The organism is Streptomyces lavendofoliae, assembly GCF_014649735.1.
GTDB lineage: Bacteria > Actinomycetota > Actinomycetes > Streptomycetales > Streptomycetaceae > Streptomyces > Streptomyces lavendofoliae.
Map to the genome: position 1 here is coordinate 300,482 of NZ_BMTP01000005.1, position 13,443 is coordinate 313,924.

A 13,443-nucleotide genomic window follows, 5' to 3' on the forward strand; every position below is an offset into this window, starting at 1 on the left:
GCACCGTGCCCGGCACCACCCCCCGGCTCGCCGCCCCCAAGCCACGCGGCGGGATCAGCCAGTCGGTGGCCGACTCCCTCGTGATCGCCCGGCGCAACCTCATCCGGATGTCCCGGATCCCCGAGATGGTCATCTTCGGGCTCGTGCAGCCGATCATGTTCGTGGTGCTGTTCACGTACGTGTTCGGCGGCTCGATCGAGGTCGGCAGCGCGATCTCGGCGGCCGCCTACCGGGAGTTCCTGATGGCCGGCATCTTCGCCCAGACGGTCACCTTCGCGACCGCGGGCGCCGGTGCCGGGATCGCCGACGACATGCACAAGGGCCTGATCGACCGGTTCCGCTCGCTGCCCATGGCGCGCGGAGCGGTCCTCACCGGCCGTACCCTCGCCGACCTCGTCCAGACCGCCCTGACGCTCGCCGTGCTGGCGATCGTCGCGGTCCTCCTCGGCTGGCGGGTGCACGAGAACATCGGCAAGGTGCTGCTCGGCTTCGGCCTGCTGCTCCTGCTCGGCTACGCGTTCTCGTGGATCGGCGCGCTGATCGGCCTCTCGGTGCGTACGCCCGAGGCGGCCACCTCCGGCGGCCTCATCTGGCTGTTCCCGCTGACGTTCATCTCGAACGCCTTCGTCGACGCCAACAAGATGCCGACCGTGCTGCGGCACATCGCCGAGTGGAACCCCTTCAGCGCCACCGTGCAGGCCTGCCGGGAACTGTTCGGCAACCTGCCTCCCGGTTTCGAGGCGCCCGGCGCGTGGCCGATGCAGCACCCGATCCTCGCGTCGGTGCTGTGGTCGCTGCTGATCCTGGTGGTCTTCCGGACCCTCGCGGTGCGCAAGTACCGCTCGGCGGGCTGACCGGACGGAGGAGGACGACCGGCGGAAGGGGCGCCGGACGGAGAAGGGCGGGTCCGGACGGGCAACGGCCGGACGACGGACGGGGAAGGGCCGGGCCGCGTGTGCGGCCCGGCCCTTCCCCGTGTTCGTGTGTCCGTGCTCCGGCGCGCCCGTGCCCCGGGTCAGCCGGAGTAGGGCTTCGCGTCGAGGATCCGCACCGACGCCTTCTTGCCGTTGGGCAGCTCGTACTGGGCGTCCTCACCGACCTTCTTGCCGTTGACGCCCGAGCCGAGCGGCGACTGCGGGGAGTACGTCTCGATGTCGGAGCTCGCGTACTCGCGCGAGGCGAGCAGGAAGTCCAGGGTGTCGTCCTCGTCCCCGTCGAACGCGATCGTGACCACCATGCCGGGCGCCACGACGCCGGACTGCGTGGGAGCCTCGCCCACCTTCGCGTGCTCCAGGAGCTGGGTCAGCTGGCGTACGCGCAACTCCTGCTTGCCCTGCTCCTCCTTGGCCGCGTGGTACCCGCCGTTCTCCCGCAGGTCGCCCTCCTCGCGCGCAGCCGCGATCTTGGCCGCGATCTCGGTTCGCGCGGGACCAGACAGGTACTCCAGCTCGGCCCTGAGCTGGTTGTACGCCTCCTGGGTGAGCCAGGTGACGTTGTCGCTGGTCTGGGTCACAGGTGCTCCTCGTCGGTACTGGGAATACAAAGCATCGCCCTACCCAGAAGGATTGTGCCTTCCTGGATGGGCGAAACCACGAGCCTAACAATTTCGGCGGGCAAGGGGGAGGACGAAAGCCACGGAATCCGCGTCCGCGCAGGTCACGGCGGAAAGACCGGACCACGCGTGGCGCGTCTACTCCGACGTGCAGCCGAGCAGCTCGGTACTGGTCGCCCTGGCCGTCGTACGCACCGTGACGACCTCGTCGATCCGGTCCACGGCCTGGTCGAACCGGACGTCCTTGTGGCCCACCTCGGCGCCGTTCTCCGCCAGGGCGCGCACGGTGCAGGAGCCCTTGGCGTCCCGGTCCTTGCGCACCTCCAGGTGCACCTGCACCCGGTCGTCGGCCGAGACGTCGAACTTGATCATTTCGGCGCTGACCCGCTGGCCGGCGACGTAGTCGTACCCGAACCAGCCCACCAGGGCGAGCAGCGCGACGCCCAGCACCGAGCCGACGATCTTGAGCGTGCGGTCGGCGCGCTCGTCCGCCGAGCGGCCGTAACGGCCCTCGGGCAGCCCTTCCCGCACCGCACTCATGATCGTTCCTTTCCTCGGCCGGACGGCGGAATTTTCCGCCCGCCGATTCCGTCACTATAGAAGCCGCCGCCCGCCGCCCGGCCGCCACCCCGCAACGACGTCCCCGCGGGACGGCTCTTGTTGACCGTGACAATTCATGAGGATCGAGTCTTGACTGAGCAGCTGCGACTGATGGCCGTTCACGCCCACCCCGACGACGAGTCGAGCAAGGGCGCGGCAACGATGGCCAAGTATGTGTCCGAGGGGGTGGACGTGCTGGTCGTGACCTGCACCGGGGGCGAGCGCGGTTCCATCCTCAACCCGAAGCTCCAGGGCGACCCGTACATCGAGGAGAACATCCACGAGGTGCGCCGCAAGGAGATGGACGAGGCCCGCGAGATCCTCGGCGTCAGGCAGGAGTGGCTCGGATTCGTCGACTCCGGACTGCCCGAGGGCGACCCGCTGCCGCCGCTGCCCCAGGGCTGTTTCGCGCTGGAGGACGTGGACAAGGCCGCCGGGCGCCTGGTGAAGTCCATCCGGGCCTTCCGCCCGCAGGTGATCACCACGTACGACGAGAACGGTGGATACCCGCACCCCGACCACATCATGACCCACAAGATCACGATGGTGGCCTTCGAGGGCGCGGCCGACCCCGAGAAGTACCCGGAGCCGGAGTTCGGCCCCGTGTGGCAGCCCTCGAAGGTCTACTACAACCAGGGCTTCAACCGTCCCCGCACGGTCGCCCTGCACGAGGCGCTGCTCGCCCGTGGCCTGGAGTCGCCGTACGGCGAGTGGCTGGAGCGCTGGAAGGAGTTCGAGCGCGCCGAGCGGACCCTGACCACGCACGTGCCGTGCGCCGACTTCTTCGAGATCCGCGACAAGGCGCTGATCGCCCACGCGACGCAGATCGACCCGGACGGCGGCTGGTTCCGCGTGCCGATGGAGATCCAGAAGGAGGTCTGGCCCACCGAGGACTACGAGCTGGCCAAGTCCGTGGTGGACACCTCCCTCCCCGAGGACGACCTCTTCGCGGGCATCCGGGACAATGCCTGACATGAGCGCACACCAGGCACTGACCCAGCTCGTCCCGCTCGCCGCCAAGGAGCTCGACGAGAACAAGGTGACCCCCGGCGTCCTCGGTTTCCTCGTGTTCGCGGTCATGGCCGTGGGCGTGTGGCTGCTGATGAAGTCGATGAACCGGCACATGGGCAAGGTCGACTTCGAGGAGGCCCCGGAAGCCGGTGCCCAGGCCCCCGCCGCCGCGGGTGCCGAGCCCGCGCCCGGCAAGAGCGCGCGGTAGCGGACGCCGTCGCCGTTCGCCGTCACGGCTCCACGACCGCCTGCCCGGTGGCCGTGGAGCCTTCTCCCGCGCCCGGGCCCCCCGGGTCCGGTGCGGGAGCCTTTCGCGTCCGGCGTCCGGGCCCCCCGGGTCCGGTGCGGGAGCCTTTCTCGCGTCCGGCGTCCGGCTCCGTCCTCAGGGGCGGGCGCCGGACGCCGTGGGGACGCCCATGACCTCGCGCGCGTGGCGGTCGGGGGTCAGGCCGAGGGTCCACGCCTGCCAGGGCGACTCCAGGCGGATGCCGCGCTCCAGGACCAGGGACCAGGCCGTGAGGGTCTCCGTCAGCCGCGGGTCCCGGGCCGGGTGGGCGGCCTCCCCCAGCGCGGCGAGTTCCTCCTGGGCGACGACCGTGCCGACCTCCACCCCGCCCGGCGAGCCGTACGGCAGCAGCGTGCAGCGCAGGAAGCGCGACCAGTCCGCGCCGCGGAGGTCGCCGTACGAGGCGAACAACGCCGTCGCCTCGTCCGTCAGAGCGAGCGCCTGCGGGGCGCGGCTGTTGCCCGCGTCGATCACCGCCAGCTCCAGGCACGTCCACGCCTCGCCGTGCGCGACCCCGATGCGGCGGAAGTCCGCGCGGGCGTCCACCAGCAGCTGCCGGGCGAAGCCGGAGTTGCGGAGGTTGCCCGTCCGGGCGGCGCGCTGGTCACGGGTGACGCGGCCCGCGTGGTGGCGGGCGCACGCCAGGCCGTACACGTCCCGCATCCGGGAGAACATCGTGCGGGCCCGCTCCAGCTCGCGCACCGCCTCGTCGGTGTCGCCCGCCTCCTCCAGCGCCTGGCCCAGGTAGTACAGCGTCCACGCCTCGCCGCGCACGTCCTCGTTGTCCCGGTGGCGGGTCAGGGCCGTGCGCAGCTGCCCGGCCGCCGGGCCGGGATCACCCGCCACCAGGCGGGCCCGGCCAAGCTGGGTGAGCGCCCACGCCTCACCGCGCCCGTCGTGCGTGCGCCCGTACAGCTCCAGCGCCGTCCGCAGCTCCCCCTCGGCGCGCGGCACCTCGCCCATCCGCAGGCACACCTGCCCCAGCTGGAAGCGCGTCCAGGCCTCGCCGTGCGGCGACTCGTTCTCCCGGTGCAGCGCCAGCGCCGTGCCGAGCAGCGCCCGCGCCTCCCCGAGGTTCGCCCGGTCGCGCTCCACCGCGCCGAGGGCGTGCAGTGTCCACGCCCGGTCCGGGGCCAGCTCCGGCGGCTCCTGGAGCTCCAGCGCCTCGCGCAGCCGCACCGCCGCCTCCGGCAGGTTGCCCTGGTGGTGGAGCGTGATGCCCAGCGAGCACAGCGCCAGCGCCGCCCCGGCGTCCTGGTGGGCCTCCTGGTACAGCGACACCACGGAGGTCAGCGTGGTACGCGCCGTGTCGAGCTCGCCCAGCTGCCGGGCCGCGATCCCCGTACGCCACCGCACCGACCGCACCAGCAGCCCCTGGTCCACCGCCTCGGTGAGCCGCTGGAGCTCGCCCAGCCGGTGCAGGTCGCCGCGGAGCAGGCAGTAGTCGCACAGCGCGCCCAGCAGGTCCAGCACCGTCTGCCGGCTCACCCCCTCCGCACCCCGCAGCGCGGCCGTGATGAACGCCGACTCGTCGTCCAGCCAGCGCAGCGCCGCGTCCGGCGACGCGAAGCCGTGCCCGTCGAACCGGGACCCCTGGCCGGCCCGCGTCGACATCTTGCCGTCGACCATGCGGATCACCGCGTCGGCGAGCTCCGCGTAGTTCCGCACCAGCCGCTCCTGCGCCGCGGCGATCGCCTCCGCGTCCTCCTCCTCGCGCAGCCGCGCCGCCGCGAACGCCCGCACCGCGTCGTGCAGCCGGAACCGGTCGCCCCGCGCCCGGTCCAGCAGGCCCGCGCCCGCCAGCTCCCGCAGCCGCTGCCGGGCCTCCTCCTCACCGGCGGCCAGCAGCGCCGCGGCCGCCGCCGCGCCGAGGGACGCGCGGCCCGCCAGAGCCAGGCGCCGCAGCAGCCGCCGCTGGTCGTCGTCCAGGTCGGTGGCGTAGCGGAACGCCAGGGCCCGCTCCACCGGACCGCCCGTCCGCGCGGCCAGCTCCCGCGCGACCTCGCCCACCGGACGGACACCGACCGCCGGGCCCGCCACCCGCAGGGCCAGCGGCAGCCCCCCGCACAGCTCCCGCAGCCGCTCCGTGCCCGCCGCGTCGAACGGACCGGGGCGCGGCCCCTCGGACGCCGACCGCAGCAACTCCTCGGCGTCCGGCCCGTCCAGGGCGCCCACCGGCAGGTGGTGCACCCAGGCCGGCACGTCCTCGCCCAGCTCCAGCGGCTCACGCGCCGTCACCAGCACCAGGCCGTCCGAGCGCTCGGGGATCAGCGTGCGCACCTGGGCCGCGTCGTGCGCGTCGTCCAGCACCACGGTGACCGGCAGCCCGGTCAGATGCTGGTGGTACACCTCGGCCAGCCTGCGCGCCTGCTGGTCGGCCGACGTCCGCTCGCGCGGCAGCAACTGCTCACGCGGTGCCCCCAGCCGGTTGAGCAGGCTCAGCAGGGCGTCCCGGGTCGTCAGGGGCGGCTCATCGCCCCCCGCGCCCCGCAGGTCGACCAGGCACGCGCCGCGGAACAGGTCCCGCAGCCGGTGCGTGGCCCGCACGGCCAGCGCCGTGCGGCCCGCGCCGGGCTCGCCGTGCAGCACCACGACCACGGGCCGCGTCTCGGTGGAGGCCCGCGCCTCGCGCACCCACCGCTCGATCCGCTCCAGCTCCGCACGCCGCCCCGCGAACGGCGCGTCCGGCTCCGGCAGGTGCCCGTAGGACTGCTCCAGGGCGGCGCGCCGGCGGGCGATCGCGCTGCGGTCGAGCCCCCGCAGCCGGGGCGCCGCCCGCGGCTCCGGTTTCTTCGCGGCGGCGGCCGCCAGGATCCGCTGCTGGTCCAGGAAGGGGCGCACCCCCCGTACCTCCAGCGCCGTGAGCCACTGGAGCCGCAGCTGCTCGGCGCCGCCGGGCCGGCCCAGCTCGCCGGCCCGCCGGTGCGCGGCGGGCCAGTGCGCCGCCGTCGCCCGCAGCACCGTCGCCGCCGCCCCGGCGACGGCGACGGCCGCCCCGGCGGCCAGCGCCGTGCCCGCCGCCGTGCCCAGCGCCAGGTCCGCGCCGGCGGCGGCCACCGCGGCGACCGCCGTGACCAGCGCGGGCGCCCCGACGGCCCGGCGGTCGAACCGCTCCGCCAGGGGGACCGGGTCCACCCGCGCCTCGTCCAGCGCCGCCACGAACGCCGCGTACTCCTCGGCGGCGCCCGCCGCCATGGTGTCCAGCGCGTCCCGGCCCCGCGCCAGCAGCACCGCCGCGTCGGCACGGCCGCCCGAGCGCCGTACCTCCTCCTCCACAGCCCTGGCCAGCAGCCGCTGCGCCTCCGCACGATGGCTGTCCCGCATCCGCGTCATCCGTCCCCCTCCGCCGGCGATCGTTCCGGGACAAGTGTCCGCCGCACGGCTGATCGGCGCGAGGGGCTGTGGACAACCCGCGCTCCCCACCGGCCGGATCGCTCCCGGACCGCCGGACGGCCGGACCGCCGGACGGCTCCGGGACACGCCCGACCGCCGATCCGCGTCCCGGCCGACTCGGCCGCCGCCCCGGACGTCCGAGGCACCGGCCACGCGCATCCGGCAGGATGGGTGGTATGGCGAACCGACTGGCCCATGAGACGTCCCCCTACCTCCTCCAGCACGCCGACAACCCGGTCGACTGGTGGCCCTGGTCGGACGGGGCCTTCGAGGAGGCGCGGCGCCGGGGGGTACCCGTGCTGCTCAGCGTCGGTTACAGCTCGTGCCACTGGTGCCACGTCATGGCGCACGAGTCGTTCGAGGACGCGACGACCGCCGAGTACGTCAACGAGCACTTCGTCCCGGTCAAGGTCGACCGCGAGGAGCGCCCGGACGTCGACGCCGTCTACATGGAGGCCGTGCAGGCCGCCACCGGCCACGGCGGCTGGCCCATGACCGTGTTCCTGACGCCCGACGCCGAGCCGTTCTACTTCGGTACCTACTTCCCGCCCGCGCCCCGCCACGGCATGCCGTCCTTCCCGCAGGTCCTCCAGGGCGTCGCGATCGCCTGGGCCGACCGGCGCGAGGAGGTGGACGAGGTCGCGGGCAACATCGTGCGGGAGCTGTCCGGGCGGTCCCTCGCCTACGGCGGGGCCGGCGCGCCCGGCGAGCAGGAGCTCGCCCAGGCGCTGCTCGGGCTCACCCGCGACTACGACGACCGGCACGGCGGTTTCGGCGGGGCGCCGAAGTTCCCGCCGTCCATGGTGATCGAGTTCCTGCTGCGCCACCACGCCCGCACCGGGGCCGAGGGCGCCCTTCAGATGGCCGCCGACACCTGCGAGGCGATGGCCAGGGGCGGCATCTACGACCAGCTCGGCGGCGGGTTCGCCCGCTACTCGGTGGACCGCGAGTGGGTCGTGCCGCACTTCGAGAAGATGCTGTACGACAACGCCCTGCTGTGCCGTGTCTACGCCCACCTGTGGCGGGTCACCGGCAGCGACCTGGCCCGCCGGGTCGCCCTGGAGACCGCGGACTTCATGGTGCGGGAACTGCGCACCGCCGAGGGCGGGTTCGCCTCCGCGCTGGACGCGGACAGCGACGACGGCACCGGCAGCCACGTCGAGGGCGCCTTCTACGTGTGGACGCCCCAGCAGCTGCGCGAGGTGCTCGGCGACGAGGACGCCGCGTACGCCGCCCGGCACTACGGCGTCACGGAGGAGGGCACGTTCGAGAAGGGTGCCTCGGTGCTGCAACTGCCGCGGGGTACCGGGGTCGTCGACGCCGAGCGGCTGGAGGGGATCCGCGAGCGGCTGCTCGCCGCCCGTGCGGAGCGCCCCCGTCCGGGCCGGGACGACAAGATCGTCGCCGCCTGGAACGGCCTGGCGATCGCGGCGCTCGCCGAGACCGGTGCCTACTTCGACCGGCCCGACCTCGTCGAGCGGGCCACGGAGGCCGCCGACCTGCTCGTACGGCTGCACCTGGGCTCCGGCGCGCGGCTCGGCCGCACCTCCCGGGACGGGCACGCCGGAGCGAACGCCGGGGTGCTGGAGGACTACGCCGACGTCGCCGAGGGGTTCCTGGCGCTGGCGGCCGTGACCGGTGAGGGCGTCTGGCTGGAGTTCTCCGGCTTCCTCCTCGACATCGTGCTGGACCGGTTCACCGGCGAGGGGGGCGCGCTGTTCGACACCGCGCACGACGCCGAGCGGCTGATCCGCCGGCCCCAGGACCCCACCGACAACGCCACCCCGTCCGGCTGGACGGCCGCCGCCGGTGCCCTGCTGTCGTACGCGGCGCACACCGGCTCCGAGGCCCACCGCGCCGCCGCCGAGGGCGCCCTGGGCGTGGTGAAGGCCCTCGGCCCGCGCGCGCCCCGGTTCATCGGCTGGGGCCTCGCCGTGGCGGAGGCGCTCCTCGACGGGCCGCGCGAGGTCGCCGTCGTCGGCCACCGGGACGACGACGCCGCTCGCGCGCTGCACCGCGCCGCGCTGCTGGGCACCGCCCCCGGCGCCGTGGTGGCCTTCGGCGAACCGGCCGCGGGCCCCCTCGGCGCACCGGCGGCCGAGGAGGAGTTCCCGCTGCTCAGGGACCGCCCCCTGGTGGACGGGCGGCCCGCGGCGTACGTCTGCCGCCACTTCACCTGTGAGGCGCCTACCACAGATCCGGAGGATCTGGCGGCAAAACTGGCCAACTGACGCCGGATACAGAGTTTTTATCCAGACACCTCCTGACTGTCACCCTCTGCCTCTATTCTCATCGCACAAAGGAGTCGAGACTCCGCGCATGTTCTGGGGAGGGCGTGCGCGGACGCTGAACGAGGGCGTCGACGGCCAGGGGGGTCCTGCCGCGACTCGCCCCTGACATGTCTCTTGGGGAACGACCGCGTCGCGGCGGCGTACCACCGGTGCGACCACCGGTGGGCACACCTGCTCCGCCGTGCCGCGGTCGGAGGGGGGAACCTTTCCGTGCTCATTTCCGTGTCCGTCGCCGCGATATCGCTGGCGCTCTTCTGGATGGCCGCCTTCACCCTGTGGTGGCAGATGCACGCCTGGCGCACACCGGAGACGCTCGCCGCCACCCGGTTCGAGCGTCCCGACGGGGACCAGGGCCTGTCCTTCTCGCTGTTGCTGCCCGCCCGCCATGAACAGGCGGTCCTGGAGCACACGGTCGACCGGCTGCTGGAGTCCCGGCACCAGGACTTCGAGATCATCGTGATCGTCGGCCACGACGACCCCGGGACCGCCGAGGTCGCCGACCGGGCCGCGGCGCGCGACCCCGGCCGCGTACGGGTCGTCGTCGACACCCACGAGGCGAAGAACAAGCCCAAGGCGCTGAACACCGCCCTGCCGTACTGCCGGGGGGACGTCGTGGGCGTCTTCGACGCCGAGGACCAGGTCCACCCCGACCTGCTCGCCCACGTCGACCACGCCTTCGGCGCCACCCGCGCGGACGTCGTCCAGGGCGGCGTCCAACTGATCAACTTCCATTCCAGCTGGTACTCCCTGCGCAACTGCCTGGAGTACTTCTTCTGGTTCCGGTCCCGCCTGCACCTGCACGCCGCCAAGGGCTTCATCCCGCTCGGCGGCAACACCGTCTTCGTGCGCACCGACGTGCTGCGCGAGGCCGGCGGCTGGGACCAGGACTGCCTGGCCGAGGACTGCGACCTGGGCGTGCGGCTGTCCAGTGTCGGCAAGAAGGTCGTCGTCGCGTACGACGCCGACATGGTCACCCGCGAGGAGACCCCCGGCACCCTGCTGAGCCTGCTCAAGCAGCGCACCCGCTGGAACCAGGGCTTCCTCCAGGTCTACCGCAAGAAGGACTGGAAGCAACTGCCCACGCTCGGGCAGCGGATGCTCGCCCGCTACACCCTGATGACCCCGTTCATGCAAGCCTTCACCGGCGTCATCATCCCGCTCAACGTGGCGATCGCGCTCTTCCTCGACGTTCCCATCGGCGTCGCCGTCATCACCTTCCTCCCCCTGCTGACGGCGATGGTGACCTTCGTCTTCGAGATCGTCGGCCTGCACGACTTCGGCCGCCAGTACGGGCTGCGGGTCCGCCTCGTCCACTACCTGAAGCTCATCGCCGGCGGGCCGTTCTACCAGGTGCTGCTGGCCGGCGCGGCGGTCCGGGCCGTCTGGCGCGAGCAGCGCGGCCGCAACGAATGGGAACTCACCAGCCACGTGGGCGCCCACCTCGTCCGCGAGGAGGCCCGATGACCGCCACCCTGCCCGCCGCTCCCGCGGCCCCCGAGCCGGCCACGGCCCCGTCGCCGCCGGACGGCGCCCGGCTGTTCACCCGGCCGGTCGTCCGCTTCCGCGGCTCCCGCCCCGACCTGATCCTGTGCGGGGTGCTCCTCGCGGCGATCCTCCTCGTCCAGGGCTGGAACATCCAGCAGTACCCCACCCTCAGCGACGACGAGGGCACCTACCTCGCCCAGGCGTGGGCCGTGCAGAACGGCCGGGGCCTCGCCCACTACACGTACTGGTACGACCACCCTCCGCTCGGCTGGATGCAGCTCGCCGCCCTCACCTGGATCCCGTCGCTGATCGCGCCCGAGTCGATGACCGTCGCCTCGATGCGCCTGGCGATGCTGCTGGTCTCCGCCGCCTCCGCGGTGCTGATCTACGTCCTGGCCCGCCGGCTGTGGCTGCCGCGCTGGGCGGCCGGCCTGGCCATGGTGCTCTTCGGGCTGTCCCCGCTGTCGGTGGTCCTCCAGCGCGAGATCTTCCTCGACAACCTCGCCGTGATGTGGATGCTGCTGGCGTTCTGCCTCGCCGCCTCGCCCAGCAGGCACCTGTGGCACCACTTCGGGGCCGGCGTCGTCGCCGCCGTCGGCGTCCTCACCAAGGAGACGATGCTCGTCGTCCTGCCGGCGCTGCTGGTGACCATGTGGCGCCACAGCCACCGCGACACCCGCAAGTTCGCCGTCACCGGCGCCATCACCGCCTGCGCCCTGATCGGCTTCTCCTACCCCCTGTTCGCGCTCCTCAAGGGCGAGCTGCTGCCCGGCGCGGGACACGTCTCCCTGTGGGACGGCATCACGTACCAGATGAGCCGCCCCGGCTCCGGCTTCATCCTCACCGACGGCACCGGCTCCAACGGGGTCCTCGACTCCTGGCTCTACTACGACCGGGTCCTGCCGATCGGCGGTCTCGCGGGCGCCGCCCTGCTCCTGGCGACCGTCGGCCGGTCGGTCACCGCGCGGGCGCTGGCCGGACCCGCGCTGGCGGTCGCCGTTTTGGCGCTCGTCGCCCTGCGCCCCTCCGGCTACCTGCCGGCCATGTACGTCATCCAGGCGCTGCCGTTCCTGGCCCTGGTCCTGGCCGGCGGCGCGGCGAGCGTCGCCCACGCCGTGCTGCGCAAGGGCCGCCGCACCCCGGCGCTCCTCCCGGTGCGCCGGGCCGCCGCCGTACTCCTCGCAACCACCGCCCTCGTGTACGTCGTCCCGCGCTGGTACGAAGGCGACCGCACCGCCATGACCGCCGACGCCAACGCGCCCTACCGCGCCGCCTCGGCCTGGCTCGGGGCGGAGGTCCCCGACCCGGCCCACACGCGCGTGCTGGTGGACGACGCGCTCTGGCTCGACCTCGTCCACGCCGGGTACGGCGCCGGGCTCGGCGCCATCTGGTTCTACAAGGCCGACCTGGACCCGGCGGTGACGAGGACGATGCCGCGCGGCTGGCGGGACCTGGACTACGTCGTCGCCTCCCCGACCGTACGGCGCGACGCGCGCGACCTGCCCAACGTCAGGGCGGCGCTGGAGCACTCGACGCCCGTCGCCACCTTCGGCGAGGGCGAGGACCGGATCGAGATCCGGAAGATCACCGGCGACGGGACCACCGGTGACCGGAACAGCCGAGCGGAGGCCCCGTGACCGTCCAGCCCACCGGCGCCGAACACGTCGCCCCCGTCACCGGCGGCGTCCCCGAGCCGGGCGCCGTCACCGTCGTCATCCCCACCTTCAACGAATCCGCCGGCGTACGGGAACTGCTGCGCCGGATCGCCGTGTCCGTGCCCGCCCGCATCGCCTGCGAGGTCGTCTTCGTCGACGACTCCACCGACGACACCCCCGCCGTGATCGCCGACGCCGCGCGGGACTGCCCCTTCCCCGTCTCCGTCATCCACCGCGACACCCCGGACGGCGGCCTCGGCGGCGCCGTCGTCGAGGGCCTCAAGGCCGCCACCTCGGACTGGATCGTCGTCATGGACGCCGACCTCCAGCACCCGCCCGCCCTCGTCCCCGACCTGGTCGCCACCGGCGAGAAGGAGGACGCCGACCTCGTCGTCGCCAGCCGCTACCTGCCCGGCGGCAGCCGCGCCGGGCTCGCGGGCGGCTACCGCGTCGCCGTCTCGCGCGCGGCGACCTGGCTCGCCAAGGGGCTCTTCCCGCGCGCCCTGGGCGGCATCAGCGACCCCATGAGCGGGTTCTTCGCCATCCGCCGCGGCGCGGTGACCGCCGGCGTCCTCCGCCCGCTCGGCTACAAGATCCTCCTGGAGCTGGCCGTGCGCGGCCGCCCGGCCCGCGTCGCCGAGGTGCCGTTCGTCTTCGAGGAGCGGTTCGCGGGCGCGTCCAAGTCGACCGCCGCCGAGGGCATGCGGTTCCTGCGCCACCTCGTCGGGCTGCGCACCGCGTCCCCGCTCGCCCGCATGGCCGCCTTCGGCCTGATCGGCCTCACCGGCTTCGTCCCCAACCTCGCCGCCCTGTACCTCCTCACCGGCACCGGGCTGCACTACCTGCCCGCCGAGATCCTCGCCAACCAGGCCGGCGTCGCCTGGAACTTCCTCCTCATCGAGCTGCTGCTGTTCCGCGACCGCCGCCACCACCGGCACCGGGCCGACCGCGTGGCGCGCTTCGCCCTGCTCGCCAACGCCGACCTCGTCCTGCGCATCCCGCTGATCGCCCTGTTCGTCGGGCAGCTCCACATGGCGGTGCTGCCCGCCACCGCCCTCGCGCTGCTGACCACCTTCGTCCTGCGCTTCGCCGGGACGGAGGCGCTGGTCTACCTGCCCCGCGGGGCGCGCAGGGCCCGCACGGGAAGGAACGTCCGGTGAAACCGACCCT

At 73.6% G+C, this 13,443-nt stretch carries 10 protein-coding genes; 7 read left to right on the forward strand and 3 right to left on the reverse strand.

What is annotated here, in order from left to right:
* Window positions 1–5 precede the first annotated feature (5 nt).
* Window positions 6–854 (forward strand): ABC transporter permease, encoded by an 849-nt coding sequence (locus IE109_RS12280; protein WP_229890944.1) that lies wholly within the window; start codon window positions 6–8, stop codon window positions 852–854.
* A gap of 161 nt (window positions 855–1,015) precedes the next feature.
* Here IE109_RS12280 and greA read toward each other — a convergent pair whose 3' ends face one another.
* Window positions 1,016–1,513 (reverse strand): transcription elongation factor GreA, encoded by a 498-nt coding sequence (gene greA / locus IE109_RS12285; protein WP_189550834.1) that lies wholly within the window; start codon window positions 1,511–1,513, stop codon window positions 1,016–1,018.
* 177 nt (window positions 1,514–1,690) lie between these two features.
* Window positions 1,691–2,092, reverse strand: coding sequence for a DUF4307 domain-containing protein (locus IE109_RS12290; protein WP_189550835.1), 402 nt, complete (start codon window positions 2,090–2,092; stop codon window positions 1,691–1,693).
* A gap of 150 nt (window positions 2,093–2,242) precedes the next feature.
* Here IE109_RS12290 and mca point away from each other — a divergent pair, with 150 nt between their 5' ends.
* Both mca and IE109_RS12300 read left to right on the forward strand, forming a co-directional pair.
* The gene (mca, locus tag IE109_RS12295) at window positions 2,243–3,124 is read left to right on the forward strand and encodes a mycothiol conjugate amidase Mca (RefSeq protein ID WP_189550836.1); all 882 of its coding nucleotides are present in this window, start codon (window positions 2,243–2,245) and stop codon (window positions 3,122–3,124) included.
* A complete protein-coding gene (locus IE109_RS12300; RefSeq protein ID WP_189550837.1) occupies window positions 3,117–3,371 on the forward strand; it encodes a hypothetical protein in 255 nt (84 codons plus the stop codon). Before mca ends, IE109_RS12300 begins: the two co-directional genes overlap by 8 nt.
* Before the next feature lie 174 nt (window positions 3,372–3,545).
* Here IE109_RS12300 and IE109_RS12305 read toward each other — a convergent pair whose 3' ends face one another.
* Complete coding sequence (locus IE109_RS12305) at window positions 3,546–6,773, reverse strand: tetratricopeptide repeat protein (RefSeq protein ID WP_189550838.1); 3,228 nt, start codon at window positions 6,771–6,773, stop codon at window positions 3,546–3,548.
* A 245-nt stretch (window positions 6,774–7,018) separates the two neighbouring features.
* Here IE109_RS12305 and IE109_RS12310 point away from each other — a divergent pair, with 245 nt between their 5' ends.
* The 4 genes from IE109_RS12310 to IE109_RS12325 all read left to right on the forward strand — a co-directional run bounded on the left by IE109_RS12310 (window position 7,019) and on the right by IE109_RS12325 (window position 13,433).
* Complete coding sequence (locus IE109_RS12310; RefSeq protein ID WP_189550839.1) at window positions 7,019–9,073, forward strand: thioredoxin domain-containing protein; 2,055 nt, start codon at window positions 7,019–7,021, stop codon at window positions 9,071–9,073.
* A gap of 270 nt (window positions 9,074–9,343) precedes the next feature.
* Entirely contained in the window at window positions 9,344–10,597 is a 1,254-nt protein-coding gene (locus tag IE109_RS12315) for a glycosyltransferase (RefSeq protein WP_189550840.1), read from the forward strand.
* On the forward strand, window positions 10,594–12,255 hold the full coding sequence (locus tag IE109_RS12320) for an ArnT family glycosyltransferase (protein ID WP_189550841.1): 1,662 nt from the start codon (window positions 10,594–10,596) through the stop codon (window positions 12,253–12,255). Before IE109_RS12315 ends, IE109_RS12320 begins: the two co-directional genes overlap by 4 nt.
* The gene (locus IE109_RS12325) at window positions 12,252–13,433 is read left to right on the forward strand and encodes a glycosyltransferase (RefSeq protein ID WP_189550842.1); all 1,182 of its coding nucleotides are present in this window, start codon (window positions 12,252–12,254) and stop codon (window positions 13,431–13,433) included. Before IE109_RS12320 ends, IE109_RS12325 begins: the two co-directional genes overlap by 4 nt.
* The last annotated feature ends 10 nt before the right edge of the window (window positions 13,434–13,443 follow it).